The 18526-nt window shown below is 39.4% G+C and carries 15 protein-coding genes; 12 read left to right on the top strand and 3 right to left on the bottom strand.

Annotated elements, in window-relative coordinates:
* Positions 1-18 precede the first annotated feature (18 nt).
* From F8S12_RS33795 to F8S12_RS33745, 10 genes are all read left to right on the top strand, one after another.
* On the top strand, positions 19-171 hold the full coding sequence (locus tag F8S12_RS33795) for a hypothetical protein (RefSeq protein ID WP_196520624.1): 153 nt from the start codon (positions 19-21) through the stop codon (positions 169-171).
* 336 nt (positions 172-507) lie between these two features.
* Positions 508-2049, top strand: coding sequence for an EthD domain-containing protein (locus F8S12_RS33790; RefSeq protein WP_196520623.1), 1542 nt, complete (start codon positions 508-510; stop codon positions 2047-2049).
* Between the two features lie 52 nt (positions 2050-2101).
* Positions 2102-5251, top strand: a complete 3150-nt coding sequence (locus tag F8S12_RS41270) for an EthD domain-containing protein (RefSeq protein ID WP_230968457.1) — start codon at positions 2102-2104, stop codon at positions 5249-5251.
* Between the two features lie 257 nt (positions 5252-5508).
* Positions 5509-5772 carry a 4-alpha-glucanotransferase gene (locus F8S12_RS41265; protein WP_331001476.1) on the top strand — a complete coding sequence of 88 codons (264 nt, stop codon included), beginning with the start codon at positions 5509-5511 and terminating at the stop codon, positions 5770-5772.
* 278 nt (positions 5773-6050) lie between these two features.
* Positions 6051-6299: a hypothetical protein gene (locus F8S12_RS33770; protein WP_196520622.1), complete on the top strand. Its 249-nt coding sequence runs from the start codon at positions 6051-6053 to the stop codon at positions 6297-6299.
* Between the two features lie 77 nt (positions 6300-6376).
* On the top strand, positions 6377-6445 hold the full coding sequence (locus F8S12_RS42520; RefSeq protein ID WP_442946845.1) for a hypothetical protein: 69 nt from the start codon (positions 6377-6379) through the stop codon (positions 6443-6445).
* Positions 6446-6618: 173 nt separating this feature from the next.
* A complete protein-coding gene (locus F8S12_RS33760; protein WP_196520621.1) occupies positions 6619-7293 on the top strand; it encodes a carbonic anhydrase in 675 nt (224 codons plus the stop codon).
* Between the two features lie 170 nt (positions 7294-7463).
* Complete coding sequence (locus tag F8S12_RS33755) at positions 7464-8495, top strand: bestrophin family protein (protein WP_196520620.1); 1032 nt, start codon at positions 7464-7466, stop codon at positions 8493-8495.
* A 136-nt stretch (positions 8496-8631) separates the two neighbouring features.
* Positions 8632-9009 carry a helix-turn-helix domain-containing protein gene (locus F8S12_RS33750; RefSeq protein ID WP_196520619.1) on the top strand — a complete coding sequence of 126 codons (378 nt, stop codon included), beginning with the start codon at positions 8632-8634 and terminating at the stop codon, positions 9007-9009.
* Between the two features lie 1006 nt (positions 9010-10015).
* Positions 10016-13534 carry an NB-ARC domain-containing protein gene (locus F8S12_RS33745; RefSeq protein ID WP_196520618.1) on the top strand — a complete coding sequence of 1173 codons (3519 nt, stop codon included), beginning with the start codon at positions 10016-10018 and terminating at the stop codon, positions 13532-13534.
* Between the two features lie 409 nt (positions 13535-13943).
* Here the strand turns inward: F8S12_RS33745 and F8S12_RS33740 are convergent, their stop codons facing one another.
* From F8S12_RS33740 to F8S12_RS33730, 3 genes are all read right to left on the bottom strand, one after another.
* Positions 13944-14129, bottom strand: coding sequence for a hypothetical protein (locus F8S12_RS33740; protein ID WP_196520617.1), 186 nt, complete (start codon positions 14127-14129; stop codon positions 13944-13946).
* An 86-nt stretch (positions 14130-14215) separates the two neighbouring features.
* Positions 14216-14401 carry a hypothetical protein gene (locus F8S12_RS33735; RefSeq protein WP_196520617.1) on the bottom strand — a complete coding sequence of 62 codons (186 nt, stop codon included), beginning with the start codon at positions 14399-14401 and terminating at the stop codon, positions 14216-14218.
* Positions 14402-14506: 105 nt separating this feature from the next.
* On the bottom strand, positions 14507-15346 hold the full coding sequence (locus F8S12_RS33730; RefSeq protein WP_196520616.1) for a hypothetical protein: 840 nt from the start codon (positions 15344-15346) through the stop codon (positions 14507-14509).
* 2027 nt (positions 15347-17373) lie between these two features.
* On the opposite strand from F8S12_RS33730, the gene F8S12_RS33725 reads away from it, so the two are divergent.
* Together F8S12_RS33725 and F8S12_RS33720 are read left to right on the top strand one after the other, a co-directional pair.
* Complete coding sequence (locus F8S12_RS33725) at positions 17374-17766, top strand: carboxymuconolactone decarboxylase family protein (RefSeq protein WP_196520615.1); 393 nt, start codon at positions 17374-17376, stop codon at positions 17764-17766.
* A gap of 72 nt (positions 17767-17838) precedes the next feature.
* Positions 17839-18465, top strand: coding sequence for a DJ-1/PfpI family protein (locus tag F8S12_RS33720; protein WP_196520614.1), 627 nt, complete (start codon positions 17839-17841; stop codon positions 18463-18465).
* Positions 18466-18526: the final 61 nt, after the last annotated feature.

The following is an 18526-nucleotide window of genomic DNA, read 5'->3' as shown; positions in this document are numbered from 1 at the left end:
GATCGCCCAATTAAGGCGATGGAGGCAGTTGCTGAAAATGTTCGCGGTACAGTCATTGAAGGCTGCGGACATTTTATTCCTGAAGAACTGGAGTACCTGGTTGAAAAGCTACTCCAGTTCTTTGGTGAGGATTACAAAAAAAAGAGCATCCCAAATTTTTTTAGTACGTGAGATGCTCCTGACTAGAAATCGCTTTTACACAGTCGAAACCCACTTACATGGATTGTAAAAGGATTTTGATTGTGTAGTAGCGAATTATATGACAGTGTTGAGGAATTGACAGTGCGTGTAACCCATCAGCACCAATCCATCTTAATTTCTTTAATTTCAGTGCGTTGAAAAACACTTTAGCTCTTAAATCGCAATTTATTGACCGGCGGGAGAGCAAGGCTCTCACTGAGGTTTTAGGGATCGGGGGTTTAACCTGTCATGAATAGGGCGATCGCTATCGCTAAACTCAACAAATGCCTTAGTCAAGACAGTAAATGTGGACAAAGGAAAGTAGCAATGATAGCAACAATTAGAAAATCCAATTATACAATCCGCGATCAAAAAGGCAAAGTATCCTTCTACGTTCTCTTGTGGAAACGCAAAGGAATTTCTCTAGACCTTTTTGATAACTATTGGAGAGACGTTCATGGCCCAGTCTGTGCACGACTACCAAGTCAACACCAATATTGGCAATTTCACCTGTCTGAAAATGAAGGTGGTTTGTGGCCAACTATGAGGGGCATTGACTACATATGTCCACAAGAAGACCAGTTTAACGGGATTGCCGAATTAACCTTTGAAACAGAAGCCGAACGTGATATATGGTTCCAATCTGCTACCATCCTCATGGATGATGAGCATAACATATTCAGCAAAGCAATTGGCTACAACACTAGTTTTGGTAATTCTCAAACCTATATTGATAGTATTCCCGCAGGAGATCCTAACGGCAAACTAAGTGTAATTAAGTTTCACGTCATGGTGAAGAAATCCGATGCCGTGAGTGTAGAAGCTTTTCGCCGATATATGACAGATAACTTTGCACCAGCTGTTATCCAGAGTGATTCTGTTCTCAAGTTTCGACTGCATTTGTTTGAGCAAGTAGATAACTCTCGCCCAGATGCGGCTGGAGTATCTCATTACGAATCGTCAGAGAAACAGTATCAAGCTGCCTTTGAAATTGCTTTTACCAATCCTCTGGAAATGGAAACATTCTTTGCTTCCAAAGAATACGCTGCTGCTATTAAAGACCAAGCTAAATATGTCCAGCGACTTTTACCATTTCCTGAGCGAACGGCTTACACCTTTGTCTACGACGGCAAAATGACTCTGGCGGGTCAGCGAGGTTCCACAGTAGCAGAACTGATTGCAAATATTGGCGCAACTAATCAACTTAAGGAGGACGTAGTTAGTCTTATGTTAGAACAGAAACTTATCTCCAACTCAAATGATCACTCGAATGGTTCCCAAAATACTACCAGCACATTTATTAATAAACGAACTAACTACTACAAAGATTTATCAGCAGATTATTCTCGACCAGGACTCGTAACTCCTTATGTAGCGAAAAAACTCATAGAAGATGCCGAGAATTTTATCGCCATAAAACAAAGGACATTGCCACAAATTGGTCTGGATTATACTCTGGAACAGATTGAACAAGAGAACAGAGAATGGTGGCCAACTCATTGCGAGGCATTAAGGCAGGGACGAGGCGATATATTAACTGGCGAATATCGCGATGATTTGGTTTATTTCTGTCAGGATGGCCCCTATCAAGGTTTGGAGCAACAAAAAGAGCGTGAGCAACATTGGTGGGCATTAATTGCCCAACCAGGTGTGACTATGTGCTGGCCAATCGTCATGTTTCATGGTGAAGTTACCTTCTTTGAATGGAAGTGTGTAGATGATGAAACCAACGAAACATTCGCCAAGGGAAATGTTACCTGGATTCGACGCGGGCATAGAGGTGGATGCTATCTCAAAACAGAACAATTGACCTTCTATCGCGATGTTTTTGCTCCCGGTGGACTACTGAAGTTGATCACAACTGCCTAATACCATTTTGGATTTTAAATTTTGCGAAAACAAGTAGCAGAAGTGAAACCAAATGGCAGTAGATGAAAATCGGAAATACAAAAATGCAGTTTTGGATGACTTAGAACTGCAAACAGGTTTAAAAGACCTCAACTCGAAGTTTGGTGACTTTGTTACTCGTGTAGCTGGTAAAGCATGGGGTCTACCATTAATTGATCAAAAGACTAAGGCGCTAATTGCGATCGCAGTTGATGTTGCTAATCAGAATCACAAAGGCCCCGGCAATCCTTTTACAGTACATGTAAATATGGCTCTTAAACAAGGAGCTACTCGTAAGGAAATCACAGAACTTCTTTTATTTATGTGCGTTTACGCAGGATTTAATAAGGTCGCAGCCTGCTTCGGCACGCTAAATGAGATTTTTAACCAGAGTAGTGTTGAATCAAGGATATCTGCAATGAAAGCAGCAACAAAAAAAGCCAATTATGCAATCCGAGATCAAAGTGGCAAAGTAGCCTTCTATGTTCTCCTGTGGAAAAGAAAAGGTATTTCCTTAGAGCTTTTTGACGACTACTGGAGAAATGTACATGGGCCTCTCTGCGCCCGATTACCAGGTCAGCATCAATACTGGCAATTTCACCTGACTCATAATCATGAGGGTAGTTTGTGGCCAAGCATTCCAGGGATTAATTACACATATCAGACAGAAGATCAATTTGATGGCATTGCAGAACTAACCTTTGAGACAGAAAGCGATCGCCAAGCCTTTTTTCAATCGTCAGATCCTCTTATGGCTGACGAACATAACTTATTCAGGAAAGCAGTCGGCTACAACACCAACTATGGCAATTCCCGAACCTTCATTGATGGTATCCCCACGGGAGAACCAAACGGTAACGTAGATGGGTTGAAATTCCATGTAATGCTCAAGAAAGCTGATAGCGTTAATCTAGCAGCCTTTCACCAACATTTGACAGAGCGCTTTGCCGCAGCGATTGTCCAGAGTGATAACGTCCTAAAGTTCCGACTGCATTTGTTTGATGAAACAGACAATTCCCGCCCAGATGTTGCTGGGGTGTCCCATTCCGAACCACTAGAGAAGCAATATCAAGCGGCGTTTGAAATTGCGTTTGACAATCCTCTAGAAATGAAAGCATTCTTTGCCTCCCCAGAGTACGCTGCTGCTTTCAAAGACTTAGCTAAATATGTGAAGCAGATTTTACCATTGGGAGAACGCAGTGCTTACACCTTTGTATATAACGGCAAATTGACCTTAGCAGGTCAGTGGAGTTCTAATGTTGCAGATTTAATTGTGAAAGTAGGAGCAACCAATCAATTAAAGTTAGACATAGTTTCTCTACTAAACGGTAAAGAAGCTGTTAAGCCTGGGTTAGGTCATTATCTCCAAGGAGTGCAACACGTCGGGGTTACAGTTCAAGATATGGAAAAATCCCTCGAATTTTACACAGAGGTGTTAGGAGGGCAGATAGTTGTTATAGAAAATAATCTCATGGGAGATACAATGCAAAACACTCTCTTTCAAAAAGAGGAGTTAGATGCATTAACCCAAGGAGTTAACCCCAAAACTTTAGGTATCCCCAGTCTTAGGGATGCTAAAGAAGCCTTAGATATTAAATTCATCTCCTTTGGTAATACCTGCGTTGAACTGATTTATTTTCGAGATGCGGCAATACAAAATTCCCATAATTCAGCCGTTGATCGCATTTCTTTCCACATTGGTCATGTGAATGCCATGCACCTCTCTTTTCACGTAAAAGATGATGTGGATTTAAATGTTTTCGCCAAAATATTTGAAGAAGAATGCCATAGACGCGGCATGGAAAAGGTTGTTTGTAATCGCGTAATTAAAGTCAAATCTGAAGAAGAAAGAAGAAAAGTAGCCCTCAAATATAATTCTTCTAAATTTTGGCACGAGCCAGATTCATTAAATGCAGATCAACCAGAGGAAGACTTTGGTGAACTAGAAGGTTGGGCATTGTTCTACTGTAAAGGGCCAAACGGAGAACAATTAGAATTCAACCAAGCTACTCGCACAGTTAAAGGACATTTTACTAAAGCACAGGAGGAATATAACATGGTAAACAATACACATTTCGCTGTTTTAGATTCTAAAGATTCTCAACAGATAGGAATATCGGAAAGAGTTTATGCCACATTTAGCAGTCCTGTAAATGCTTCATTATCAACTGTTTGCAATGTGTTACTGGACACAATTGAAAACCCAGGACGCTACAATCCAGAAGCTCACAATTACAAAATTCTGGAGAGATATAACAATGACGTACTGCGTGAAATCAAAGTTCTCAATATCACGGTTGAGGAAAAAATAACTTGGAACGAAAAAACTGGGGAAATCCGACACACCTTAGTCAATAATCCTTTATTCATTGGTCAGGCAGTTAATGCAGTTGTTCGTCCTGCTAGTAACAATCCTCATGAACCTCTGGTAATTAGTTATACCTTGGACTGGGAACCTTACAATCAGGAGGGTCGAAAGGTTGCTCAAAAAATTCAAGAAAATATTGCCCAATCAGTTAAGCAGGTTGTTCTGAACTTAAAAACTGTTGCCGAACAGCAAGAAAATAGATTACAAACTACAGTTTTTAATGGTAAAAATGCCAGCCAATCTACTTCCGAAAAATTTCCAGGTGCAACAACAGACTTAGTTAAGCAGCTGTTCTCCAGAGGTGAAGCGTTTGATTCGGAAGGATTCATAAGCTTTTTTACCGACACACCAGTTTATCAGTTTGGCAATTTTGATGTGTGTTTTGATAAAGCAGCAATGAAGAAATCTGGGGACGCTTTCTTTAATGGTATCTCTGCTGTCTACCACGACATCAAAATGATGTGGGAAGTTGGTGACATAGTATTTGTGGAAATGGATGTTACCTACTGGCGTAAAGATGGCTCAGTTATTACACTTCCTTGTTTCGATATCTTCCGCGTAGAAGGAGATAAATTCTCAGAACTGCGGATTTTTATGGATGTGAATCCTGTATTTGATCCTACAATTACTGTCCCTAATTCCGCCTCTGTGTTTACTGTCAGTGAAGGTAAAAGACTAATGCCGCCCAACACTATGAAGAAGCACTTCGCTGAACATCCTGAAGCAAGACAAAGGGTACAAACTGGATTTGCCCCTAAATGGTCAGTAGCTAACCCACCTAAGTGGTCAATAACTAGCGATGGTTTTCTTTACTGAACCGTAGCAAATGTGATCTAACTGCTAGAAGGAGCCATATAAAGATAGTTTGATTGCTTCTTTCAGAGGTATAGCGAAAAAAGTCTGAAGGCTCTTGAAGTTTCTCAAGACTTTATAGCATTGCTGAATAAAAGTATGAAAATCTCACGCAGAGAGAAAAGATTAAGTTTTCGCACTTTTGTGCAATAGTTGGGAATGATTCATACTTAAATTCAGCAATGCCAAGTTTTTCCTTCCTCTTTTAAGAAAATAAGCTAATCGTTATTCATCTTTTCAGATTTTTTTCAGATTTAATCCAGTTAGCACATAGTTCTGTCACTAATCAGGCGATTATTCCTTTACAAGATATTTTGGGATTGAATACTTCTGCTCGAATGAATTTATCTGACGAAAGTGTAGGTAACTGGAGGTGGTGTTATGAGTCTGCGGCTTTAACAAAAGAACTATGCGATAGCAATTTAACAGCAATATTGCACCTCTCATTTAGAGGATGTTTGAAAATTCATCCAACGTATGTTTGACTACCCTGGCTACCGAAAAGTTGAAACGAGAGAATCAGGGTTATGGGACTTGGTAGCACTTCTCTGAGTTGCATTTAAGGCTCAAGCCGACACTTTTCAAACAACCTCTTAGGTAAAACTTCATATTACTAGGAGATTAACTATGGCAAAGGTCAATTACTCAGCACATGACAAAGATGGGACAACAGTATTATATATACTTCTTAAAAAGCGAGAAGAAATAGATTGGCAAACATTCTATAGCTATATTTGAAATTGCCTTTAAAAATAAGATAGACATGGAAACTTTCTTTAATTCAGAACCGTATGCTTCTGTAATGAAAGATCAGGGTAAGTATATAAAGCAATTTGCTAGTTTTTTAGAAGAGGGTACTTACACTTTTGTCGATAACGGTAAGTTAACCCTAGCTGGACAAAGAACTTCCACAGTAGCGGAACTTATCGCAAACCTGGGTGCAACCAATCAAACACAGGACAACATACTCAATCTTATGCTTGGCAACGATAAATCGAGGGTTGTCGTCTGATATTGGAACCACTTTATCTTGACCGGAGTTCATATCTAAATAATGCTAAATGCCTTAGCATTATTTTATTTACTGATATGTTTGTATGGTTTCACTCAGTTCATGGTTGTGACATTATTCTGGAAGGCATATTACATCATTTTTAGTTGCCAAAAAACCACACGATTTAAATATTGAATTTTCCAATATTTAAATCGTGTGTCGCTCTCATGTATTGCTAATTACCGAAACATAAATGAATAGATTTGAATTCTAATAATTATTTCTATTCACATGAATTTTGTTTTTCAACACTCGTTAATAACTAAAGGATGGCTCTATGTCAATCAAGGGATTAATTAAAGGTTTAAGAGAATTCCGTCAAAACTACTTCTGCACACATCAGGAGTTGTTTCAGCGACTTTCTCATTACCAAGCTCCTGAAGTACTCTTCATCTCGTGCTGTGATTCTCGAATTGATCCTAATCTGCTAACTCAAACCCAGCCAGGAGAGCTATTTATCCTTCGTAATATTGGCAATATAATTCCACCGTATGGAATAACTCAAAGTAGCGAGGGCGCTGCCATTGAATATGCAGTTCAGGCTTTGAAGGTCAAAGATATCATTATTTGCGGTCATTCCGATTGTGGAGCGATGAAAGGATTGTTACAGCTAGGCAAACTCTCTGAACAGATGCCTTTAGTCTACGATTGGCTAAAACATCATGGACAGGCGACCCGTCGCCTTGTGGAGGATAACTACAAAGACTGTTCTGGTGAGTCTCTTCTAAGGGTCACAATTGAAGAAAACATTCTGACTCAAATCCAAAACTTAGAGACCTATCCAGTCATTCGCTCCAAACTTCGAGCAGGTGAACTGTACCTACATGCTTGGGTGTATGAAATTGAAATAGGAAGAGTTTTCGCTTACAACGCCAGTCTAGGACAGTTCGTGCCAATTGAAAATTTATCCCCTGTACCTAATCCTTTACCTTTAACTAATATACACGCCTAATATATAGGACTATGATTTGATTTTTGAAAAAACTCCGTACAACTAAAACTCAAAGAGCATTCTTTTCTCTTGCACTTCTCTACGAGAGGCTGCGCCAACGGCAAGCTCACTGACCACCTCTTGCCTGCCTACACAGATAAGTTCAAAATCAAATCGGATTGCCATAGCACATGAAACGTTCCAAGAATAGTGGTGCACTGTATGAGTGTAAAAAGTTTATTAGTCGCGTTAAGAATTCGTTTAAAGGTAAATATCAACTCTACAGTGGTGAACAACTGCATTGGCTTAAAGTTGTTTTACGACTAGAAAGTTCAATCATTCCAATTGTCATTCCTTGGGTTATCTTTTTTAGCATCTATGGTTTCTTAGTATCATTACTTTACCATTTTGGGTTGCCTATAGGATTTCCCCAAGGGAATCGTGTTGTTACTAATGCTGTTCTAAGTTTTAATATAGGCTTGACGCTATTATTGGTTTTTCGGACAAATACAGCTCATGAACGCTTCTGGGAAGGTCGTAAGCTTTGGGGAGCTTTAGTTAATACGGTTCGGAACCTAATCCAAAACATATACGTAGTAATTAAAGAGCAATCACCCAAAGATAGACGAGACAAAGAGGCAATTCTTCGTCTTATCGTTGCTTTTGCTTTCGCCATGAAAATACATCTCAGGGGAGAAAAAGTGAATGAGCAGTTAGCGTCATTGATGTCAGAAAGCCAATATTTCAAGCTAAAAGATGCAAAACATCCTCCATTACAAATTGCCTTTTGGATTAGGGATTATCTACAGTATCAGCATGACCGCAATTGTCTCAATATCTACCAACTCACTACATTACACACATTAGTAGATGAATTGTTAAACATTTTAGGTGGCTGTGAACGTATTTTGAAAACTCCACTTCCCTTAATATACGCCATTAAACTCAGACTACTAGTCGGAATATACTGCATAATATTGCCTCTTGAAATAGTTACTTATCTAACTTGGTGGACAGGTGTAGTCATAGCTTTTGTGAACTTTACATTATTAAGTATTGAACACATTGGTTCAGAAATTGAGGAACCTTTTGGAAATGATCCAAATGACTTACCTTTGGATTTGATTTGCAACACGATACTAAATAATGCTGAAGAGATGATTACAATTGTTTCTAAAAATATACCTTATATTCCGCAGGTAAGCGAGGAGATTAATCAGTAAGTCAAAAACTTTTTCTTCAAGGAGCGATCATTAAAATGTTGGCAGCTTATGATACTTCTAAATTTAAAATACTCTAACCAGCAGAGATAAGTAAATGAACAAAAATATTTACAGTTATCATTTTACTTAACTAGCAATGAAGGCATACTCGCTCGACTTACGACAAAAAATAATCGATACCTACGTTAAGGACAAAATATCTCAGCGTCAGCTAGCAGAACGATTTCGAGTAACCTTGAGTTTTGTGGAAAAATTGCTGAAACAATATCGAGAGACTGGAAATATTGCTCCCAAGGTTCGCATACAACAAACGCCAACAAAGCTCTCGCAGGAACAATTAAACGTTTTGTCTTCGATTGTATCGGATCATAATGATGCAACCTTGAATGAACTTTGTATACTTTTAGAACAACAAACCGGAGTTTTGATTGGTCGCTCAACCCTAGATAGAATGCTGAAAAAGCTAAACCTGAATCTCAAAAAAAAGACTACATTCTACCGAAAAAGAGAGTGAACGAGTTCAATCCCTAAGGGTAGAATTCTGGCAAACTGCTCAAGGAATTCTCGCCCAAGACCTTATATTTATCGACGAGTCTAGTATAAATTTATCTTTAGTAGGACTTACGCAAAACTACACTCTGTAGGGGCAACTCATGAATTGCCCCTACTTGAAAATTAGGGTTTCGGCTATTGTTTGCGTAAGTCCTGTTTACTACGAGTATTTACTCCTGCGCCCAAAGGCAAACGAGTGAAAGGTAAACTTCCTATTAAACACTGTCTTTAAAAGATATCCGAAGCTGGCTTACTCATTGTTGCTAACATACCTCAGTAGACTAGGAAATGCTATAAAAGTATTTTTGGAAACCAACTATAAATTGTAGTTATGTATATAGATTCAATCACTAACAGAGTTTATGGAAAATAGCTAAGAGAATCAGGAAATTATCCGAGCAAATGCAGCCAAAATATTGCTGTTCACTGTTTGTGGAGTCCAGTTGAAGTGAACAGCGATTTTTTCAATATACCAGCTATGTGCATTTAATCTGACTGTATCTGCTGGAGCTTTTACTTTCTGGGGTACATATTATCTTCGCTTGAGAATTTCATTTACGGATATTGTCTTTAAGTCCGCAAGGACTTTTTGTGATATATTCATACTTGTAGACGTCTGCTGCTCTTATATTAAATATCTTTCGTTGCAGTAAAAAATAAGTAACAAACTATAGTTCCAAAATAGTTTGCTCCAGAGTAACTAAAATCACATGTTGCACCAAAGTAACGATTTTAATCGTGGCTACCCGAACACAGATGCGGAGTAAGTTTCCGTTTGCGTGGCGTCCCGTAAGGTTTGGTAGCGTGCATCCGCAGACTACCAAACCCTTGATTTTCCGTCAGTTCGCGCAGGCGGATTTCGGTTGTGTCGTTGCGACTTCAGTAGTTCGGTGCTTTGGTGCAAAATGTAGGTAAATTAATCACAAAACCAAGCCAGTTATTTTATAGCTACCAAGATTGGGGATTGAATGAAACTTACAAAGCAGAAGCGCAAACGTGGGCTTATTCTGACTCCAGAAGGATTACAAAAACTTCAGTCTGCTAGACTGGCTGCCGAATCAAACGAAAATTATGGAAACAGGTATACCTTTGAAGATTTAAGTGAGCGGATTGGAATCAACACGGCGACAATTTCTAAGGTGCTGTCTCGCGAAGACGGAGTTGACAAACGAACAATTGAGCTTTTCTTCCAAGCTTTTAATATAAAGCTGGATAAAGATTGCTACACCAATTCTGACCAAGCTCAACACCAAGATTGGGGAGAAGCAACTAATGTATCAGTTTTTTATGGGCGCACAGAAGAAACAGCCACATTGGAACAGTTGCTCCTTGAGGATCGGTGTAGGTTAGTAGCAGTGTTGGGAATGGGAGGAATTGGTAAATCGGCTCTGGTTATAAAGCTGACAGAGCGTATTAAAGATAATTTTGAATATATCATATGGCGATCGCTGCGAGAAGCTCCGCCCATCAAAAATATTTTAGCTAGCTTGATCCAGTTCTTATCCGATGAGCAAGAAACAGAAGCTTCTTTACCAGAAAGTGTAGGCGAAAGAATATCCCGACTGATTGATTTTCTGCGCCAGTATAGGTGTCTGCTGATACTAGATAATATAGAGTCAATTCTGCAAAGTGGTAGTCGAGCCGGACTTTACCGAGAAGGATATGAAGGTTATGGGGATCTGCTCAAACGAGTGGGAGAAGTAACTCACCAAAGCTGCTTACTGCTGACAGGTCGAGAAAAACCTAAAGAAGTAGCAGCATTAGAAGGAGAAACATTATGTGTACGTTCACTTCTTCTCGGTGGTTTGCAGGCGGCGGATGGGCAAGAAATTTTGAAAGTCAAGGGAGTCTCTGCTTCTGAGTCAGAATCCAGCAAACTAGTAGAGCGCTATGCAGGTAATGCCTTAGCTTTAAAGGTAGTTGCCACCACTATTCAAGATGTATTTTGTGGTAAAATTGATGAATTTTTACAACAAGAAACAACTGTTTTTGGTGATATTCATGAGCTTTTAGAGCAGCAGTTTTTGCGTTTGTCAGATTTAGAAAAGGATGCAATGTACTGGCTAGCCATTAATCGGGAGCCAGTTTCCCTATCAGAAATACGGGACGATATTGTATCACAAATACCACCACAAAGATTGTTGGAGTCTTTAGAGTCTCTGGTGAGGCGATCGCTAATTGAGAAAAGTGAAGGACTATTCACGCTACAAGCTGTAGTGATGGAGTACATGACTCAGCGATTTATAGATCAAGTTTGTCAAGAAATTGCTAATCATCATATTGATTTGTTCAGGTGTCATGCTTTGATGAAGGCAATGGCGAAAGACTACGTGAGGGATATTCAAATTCGCCTGATTGTTCAACCAGTTATAGATGGGTCGCTTGGTGTTTTTAGAAGCAAAAAAAATCTGGAAAATCACCTAACCAAAATTTTGGCAAATCTACGAGAAACATCACCCTTAGAACAAAGTTATACGGCTGGGAATGTCCTGAATCTGCTTTGTCATCTGGGAACTGACCTCAGCGGCTATGATTTTTCTTCTCTGACTGTTTGGCAAGTAGATCTGCGGAATGTAGAATTGCACGATGTAAATTTCCAAAACGCCAATTTCGACAGGTCTGTTTTTGCTGACATCTTCGGTGGTATTTTATCGGTAGCCTTTAGCCCTGATGGTAAACTCTTGGCTATGGGTGATACCAATGGTGAGATTCACTTGTACCAAGTTTCGGATTGGAAACAACTTAGAATATATAAGGGTCACACTAACTGGGTCGTGTCGCTTGCTTTTAGTCCTGATAGTAGTACTCTCGCTAGCGGTAGTACTGACTATACTGTGATGCTATGGGATGTCAGTACAGGTCAATGCTTTCATACCTTAAGGGAACATAGTAATGAGGTTTGGTCAGTCGCTTTTAGTCCTGATGGTGATGTGGTAGCGAGTGGTAGTGATGACCAGACAGTTCGGACATGGAGTATCAGCACTGGTAAATGCTTAAGAATTTTTCAAGGACATACAAGTTGGGTACTATCAGTTACTTTTAATTCAGATGGTCAAAAGCTGATGAGTGGTAGTGATGACCACACTGTCAGGTTATGGGATAGCAGCACTGGCGAATGCCTTAGAACTTTCCAGGGACATGATGATGGGATACGGTCAATCAGTGTTAGTCTTGACAGTCAGACATTGGTGAGCGGCAGTGATGATTACACAGTTAGGTTGTGGGATATTAACACAGGTAAATGCCTCAGAATTTTCCAGGGACATTCTCATCGTATATTTTCAGTTGCCTTCAACTCACAAGGTAATACTTTGGCAACTGGCAGTCATGATCAGACAGTAAGATTATGGGATGTCAGCAGTGGTGAATGCATTAAAATTTTGCAAGGACATACGGGCTGGGTTTGGTCAGTTGCTTTTAGCCCAAAGGGTGACATACTAGTTAGTGGCAGCGACGACCAAACGGCAAAGATATGGACTGTCAGCGTAGGCCAATGCCTCAGAACTTTCCAGGGATATACGAATCAAGTACTCTCAGTCTCTTTTAGCCCGGATGGACAGATACTAGCAAGTGGAAGTTGTGACAAAAGGGTAAGGTTATGGAATATCAGTACTGGTGAATGTCTCAGAACTTTGACAGGCCATTCCAATCAGATATTTTCGGTCGCCTTTAGTCCAAAGGGCGATAACTTAGTCAGTGGTAGCAAAGACGGAATGGTAAAGCTATGGAGTGTTAGCAATAATAAATGCGTGAGAACTTTCCAGGGACATCGTGCTGCTGTCCGGTCAGTTGCCTTCAGTCCTGATAGTGGTATGGTAGCAAGTGGTAGTGAAGACCAAACAATAAGGTTGTGGAATGTCCTTACAGGTCAAACCTTAAAAATTATCCAAGGACATCATGATGCAGTCTGGTCAGTTGCCTTTAGCCCCAGAGGGACAATGCTAGCAAGTGGTGCTTGGGACAATACAGTTAAGTTATGGGATGTCAGCACTGGTGAGTGCCTCAGAACGTTAGAAGCGCATACTAGCTGGGTTTACGCAATTGCCTTTGCTGGGGATGGTGATACGCTGGTAAGTGCAAGTCCAGATCGAACATTAAGATTATGGAGTATTAGCACTGGTGAATGCATTAAAATTTTGCAGTTAGATACAAATTGGATACAATCAGTTGCCTTTAGTCCAGACAGCCGGATACTAGCGAGTAGTGTTGACAATACAGTCAAGTTATGGGATATCAGAACTGATGAATGCCTTAAAACTTTGCAAGGACATACAGCTTGCATCTGGTCAGTCGTCTTTTGCCCGGATAATCAAACTTTGGTTAGCAGTAGCGAAGATGAGACAATTAGACTTTGGGATGTTAGAACAGGTGATTGCTTAAAAATTCTAAAAGCTGAGAAACTCTACGAGCGTATAAAGATTAAGGGAGTTGCAGGTTTAACTGAAGCGACGATTATGACGCTGAGAACCTTAGGGGCAGTTGATTGAACAACCCCAAATTAACCGATTAATCGGTTAATTTGGGGTCACTATCAACTTTGTCAGTTACCGTATTATTTCCATGTTAGCTGCCACTCATTTAACTCTTTTTTAAGTAAGGGGACAAAATCAATTACACAATGTCATTGCGAATGGAAAGAAGCGGAATGTTCGCGTAGCATCTCCACAAGACTCTCCACGAACGTTCGCAATGACTATAAATATTTTTTTTGTACGCCTACTTACTGTAGCTAAAAAGTTGAAAATATCGATTGTTAGATCAAGCCTAATCTATTCACAAGTTTAGGACTTACGCAAAACTACACGGTGTAGGGGCAATTCATGAATTGCCCCTACCTGAAAATCAGGGTTTTGGGTATTGTTTGCGTAAGTTCTGAAATTGAATAGCCCTGATATTTCAAAAAGAGGGGATAATGTCTGCTGACAATTCCTGCTTAAATTCCGTGACCAAAATTGTTTCCAACTCAAGTTCAACATCATTCAAGACTTGCAACAAGATTTGGGAACTGATCGCAGTGAACTGGCTTATAGAGTCTTGGCTTAAAGACTGCTGCTCAATACTGATATTTGTTATGGTCATCATCGTATCCTCGTAAAGGTTATTTAGAAAGTACAGTTCAGAGTGCCTGAGATAAATATCTTAGGCTTTCATTGAATAGCCCTGATATTTCAAAAAGAGGGGATAATGTCTGCTGACAATTCCTGCTTAAATTCCGTGACCAAAATTGTTTCCAACTCAAGTTCAACATCATTCAAGACTTGCAACAAGATTTGGGAGCTGATCGCAGTGAACTGGCTTATAGAGTCTTGGCTTAAAGACTGCTGCTCAATGCTGATATTTGTTATGGTCATCATCGTATCCTCGTAAAGGTTATTTAGAAAGTACAGTTCAGAGTGCCTGAGATAAATATCTTAAGCTTTCAGGTCATGTTGATAGTGGTTGACATTGAGATGCCATGCCTATATGACTGACTTGAGTGGCCTTAATATATTCTGGAGTTCCTCCTCCAATACGTAGCCTTCTTTAGGTGGGCTAAAGCATATCAGTGCAGTTTTGTAACAGGCACTGACTACGGGCACGAAATGCTCATGAGTAAGACTCGCAATCATCTTAACTGTTCCTTTCATATGCTCTTCCTCGCTGCCTAAACGACTGTGTACATAGAGGCAACGGGTAGCCTTAATCTCTTGTGGCAGCAATTTTTCTACTCCCTGAATATACTTCTCTCCAATACCCATAGCAAGACGTTCCAAAGTATAGCAATAGCCAAGGCAACCAATTGAATCTGGAGCTTGCACACTTTGAGTGAAGTAATTTACCAAAGCTGTCGCAGCAGATGGAACGAGTGCTTGCACTACAGCCTCAGCTTCATATCCCATTGACTGAATATCGAGCAGGGCGAGTCGGTCATGACCAGCCTCCTCTTTAGCTTTCTGTGCAGCCCACTCTGCTAAGTTTGTGCGACCAGATGCAGCAAAGCGTTGAGCCGCTTCTTCCATCAGTCGTGAGGTATGGCGGCTTGAATGGTACGCACCTGCCATTCGCCATACCCAACGTATAGGAGTCAGCTTTGGTGGTCTGCGATCGCTCTTTACAGTGTGCCAAGCATAGGCGATCGCCCTATCTAAAAGCTTCTGAGTTTGAGCGATCCTGTCTGCATCACTTATTTTTGAAGCGGTGCGATCGCTGCTTCCCGCAGGATTAGGTTGATGTATCCAAGTGCGTTTGGCAGTTGCCACCACTACTTCGTCAGACAGAATACACGCGGATTTAGTATTAATCAAAAAGTCATTACGCATGGTTCGTTTCCTCAGTTGCGGTTACTACAGACAGAATGAGAAAAAGTCACTTGTGGCAATAATCCAGTTGTTGCAAAAGATTTATTCACCTAAAAGCATTCTTGGCGCGTAGTTCCTGAAGACCTTTAAAAAGTACTAAAGTACTTTTTAAAGGTCTTGAGTTTAAAAGTTAAAAAGTCCTTTTGTACTAAAGCTCAAAAGAACTTTGATACTCATTATGATACTTTTATGACACAGCAGGAGATTTTAATCACAACAAAATTTTCCCAATACTTAAAAGTTATATTGCAGAAAGGAACAAACTAATAGCTCGTTCCAATATATCTTTTCAAACCTCTCAGAAGCGATTTACGTATATCTGCTTCAAGCAAAAAAACTTTGGAGGCTCTATATTTCACAGCGCAATAAAATGCTTTATCAGTTATCGTGGTCTATAACTGAATTGCATATACTGACAAAAACGTTTGTAGGCTAACTAGAAAAAGCTTAGCTACAGAAATATTTCTGAAAGTTTAGGTAAACTTTCTTTCTTATTTGCAACAACAAAGTCATATTATCATGCCCTGACAATTTTTGGATAAAGAGTGTACATGTATTGACATTTTTTGTAATTTTGCCGATTACAGCGAAGCAAGTCTATGGTTTTTAGTGGGTATCTGTGCTGGAAACGACCTTTAGTTCAGGCCGCTCAACCCTTTATTGACTAGGTTAAGATCACCATCCCTTTCTTAAGATAAATTTAAAAATGCGAATCAAAAAATCATTTTTTATTTGATGGGGGTTGGGGCGATGGTGACGGTAAAGCCTCTAGCATGAAATAAAATACTTCAAGTTACCCGTCAATCTAGTTAAACAGGTTAAGAAACAAGAAACTTAAAGCTGCGAAGTGTATAAATCTAAAACTGCCCTCGAAGAGTTAGTATTATTTAATGCTAATATAGCAATCGGATGCCCTTTTTAAAGGCTGAAGTTCCAGTATGTTATGAGGTAATACTTTTCATAGATTGTCCTACAGAACTGAAGTTTATTGATACTGAGTCTTGCAGCCCTACAAAGTTTTGTAAAATGAACATCGATAACTTAAGGATAGACTTAACAACTTAACTGCATAAGAAAAGCGCTGAAACACTTGCTTTATCTCTACTGTCACTCAACTCCTCTTTAATTTCTTGACCACCGAAGTTCTGTCCGGGGAAATCGGCGCTCAGACTTCTCTGTGCAACTACTTTTACGTCTTTGTGTGAGACTAAATTCATACTCTTGTTCAGAAACGCCAATATTTTTATTTTTTTCTCCAATCCTGGCTGTTAAATCAATTCACTGCTTCCGAAACTGGGGAAGCACAATTCCAAGCTACCCATAAAATTTTGCTAAATAACTTCTTTTCTTGCTTTGAAGCGAATTAGCAAATTAAGATGTCTAGACTATTTCGCAGTTGGAAGGTACTTTGTAGTCGATTCATAATTAGACTTTTTGCAAAAGTCCCTAATACCCCACCCCCAACCCTCCTTACTTATGGGGTGGGCTTATTATTTTTAATTTATACAAGAGGTTGATTGATTAGATGTATTGCAAAAATAATTGACCAGTCTGGAAATCACTTTCCAAAACAGTCCAACATGTGTGTACAAAGGACTTGAAGTCCAAAAATATTAGTCTGTTAAAAAGAGCGTAGTTATAAGTCAGTTATTATTTTTCCGTAATAGCCGCTTTAATAAGAGAATTTTTACAAAACTCCCACCGTAATAGTATAAAAGCTTAAATTTGGTCTTAACTCAAAGATTTTAGCTGGCTAATACTTTCCTAAATTGTTAAAGATACATAGAGAAACAAGTTTTCTAGATTTATCAAAATCCAGTGCAAATAATCATTGTAACGGCTGCACTGTCACAATCGATGGAAAGCTAAAGCAAATCATTCATCAAAGTTTTCTGTTTTATTAAACAAGCAAAGCACTTAATAGCTTTTATTCCAAAACAACTTTGGTGGCGGAAAAGCTAAATCTATGTAAAAAGTGGAGAAAAGATATGAGTCAGCCTAATTATCCAACACTGAAGCAAAATGCCAATACAACAGTATATAAAAATGCTGTTTTAGATAATGTAAAACTTCAAGATGCCTTAAAAAGTATCAATCCGAAATTTGGGGACTTTTGTACTCGAGTAGCAGGTGAAGCATGGGGTCTTCCGTTAATTGACCAAAAAACCAAGGCTTTAATAACAATTGCTATTGATGTTGTCAATCAAGATCAAGTTGGGGCTGGCAGTCCTTTTGCTACACATGTAAATATGGCTATGCAACAAGGCGCTACTCGTGCAGAAATAGAGGAGCTTCTTTTGTTCATGTGCGTTTATGCAGGATTTAATAAGGCCGCGGGGTGCTTTGGTACTCTGAATGATATTCTCAATTCAAATGAATAGCAGACTGATTTAGTACAAGATTGAAGATGAAGAAAAGGCTGTTGTAAATAGGTATAAAGGAGACACAAAAACATGGTAGTTAATGCTAAGAATCAGGGTAAAATAGGTGTGCTAATCGAAGAGCATTTTGACGAAATTGAATTTCGAGCATTTAATAGTTTTTTCCCGGATAATGGATACGAGATAGAGTACATTTCTCATCTTTGGAATCAAGATAAACTGACATTTAAGGGAATTAATTTAATAGAAGAAGTGACTGTTACAGTAGAAGTAAATGATATTGAACCTACCGATTATGAAGCTATTATTCTCATCGGTGCATACGCCATGGATCGTCTTCGCTATGAAAAGTATCCTAAACAAGGTCAACCCAATCAATCTCCTGCTGTCAGATTTCTCCGAAAAGCTGTCAAGGCTATGGATGCTGGCAAATTAAAGATTGGAACTATCTGTCATAGCCTTTGGCTGCTTTGCGCTGACCCAGAACTACTGAAGAATCGTGAAGTTACTTGTGCACATAACATTCTTTGTGACGTACAAAATGCTGGAGGCATCATTATTTTTGATGGAGATGGAACTAAAAATTTACACATTGATGGCAATCTGATCACAGCAAAACATCCTGAAGTAGTTGCCGAGTTCATGGAAATTTTCTTAAAGGCAATTAATGAGCAGAGATTACAGGTAACTACCAGGTAAAGTACTAGGATTAATAAATTGAGTCTGTCATGTGGGAAAGAAAAACGCTGCTAGTTTCTGA

Origin of the sequence: Nostoc sp. WHI (assembly GCF_015714725.1) — a bacterium.
GTDB lineage: Bacteria > Cyanobacteriota > Cyanobacteriia > Cyanobacteriales > Nostocaceae > Nostoc.
Note: the sequence above shows the minus strand (reverse complement) of the source record. Positions and strands in the feature narration are given on the sequence as shown.

Coding starts and splice junctions, on each gene's coding strand:
- F8S12_RS33795 (WP_196520624.1), top strand. CDS start 19: ATGGAGGCAGTTGCTGAAAATGTTCGCGGTACAGTCATTGAAGGCTGC.
- F8S12_RS33790 (WP_196520623.1), top strand. CDS start 508: ATGATAGCAACAATTAGAAAATCCAATTATACAATCCGCGATCAAAAA.
- F8S12_RS41270 (WP_230968457.1), top strand. CDS start 2,102: ATGGCAGTAGATGAAAATCGGAAATACAAAAATGCAGTTTTGGATGAC.
- F8S12_RS33770 (WP_196520622.1), top strand. CDS start 6,051: ATGGAAACTTTCTTTAATTCAGAACCGTATGCTTCTGTAATGAAAGAT.
- F8S12_RS33760 (WP_196520621.1), top strand. CDS start 6,619: ATGTCAATCAAGGGATTAATTAAAGGTTTAAGAGAATTCCGTCAAAAC.
- F8S12_RS33755 (WP_196520620.1), top strand. CDS start 7,464: ATGAAACGTTCCAAGAATAGTGGTGCACTGTATGAGTGTAAAAAGTTT.
- F8S12_RS33750 (WP_196520619.1), top strand. CDS start 8,632: ATGAAGGCATACTCGCTCGACTTACGACAAAAAATAATCGATACCTAC.
- F8S12_RS33745 (WP_196520618.1), top strand. CDS start 10,016: ATGAAACTTACAAAGCAGAAGCGCAAACGTGGGCTTATTCTGACTCCA.
- F8S12_RS33740 (WP_196520617.1), bottom strand. CDS start 14,129: ATGATGACCATAACAAATATCAGTATTGAGCAGCAGTCTTTAAGCCAA.
- F8S12_RS33735 (WP_196520617.1), bottom strand. CDS start 14,401: ATGATGACCATAACAAATATCAGCATTGAGCAGCAGTCTTTAAGCCAA.
- F8S12_RS33730 (WP_196520616.1), bottom strand. CDS start 15,346: ATGCGTAATGACTTTTTGATTAATACTAAATCCGCGTGTATTCTGTCT.
- F8S12_RS33725 (WP_196520615.1), top strand. CDS start 17,374: ATGAGTCAGCCTAATTATCCAACACTGAAGCAAAATGCCAATACAACA.
- F8S12_RS33720 (WP_196520614.1), top strand. CDS start 17,839: ATGGTAGTTAATGCTAAGAATCAGGGTAAAATAGGTGTGCTAATCGAA.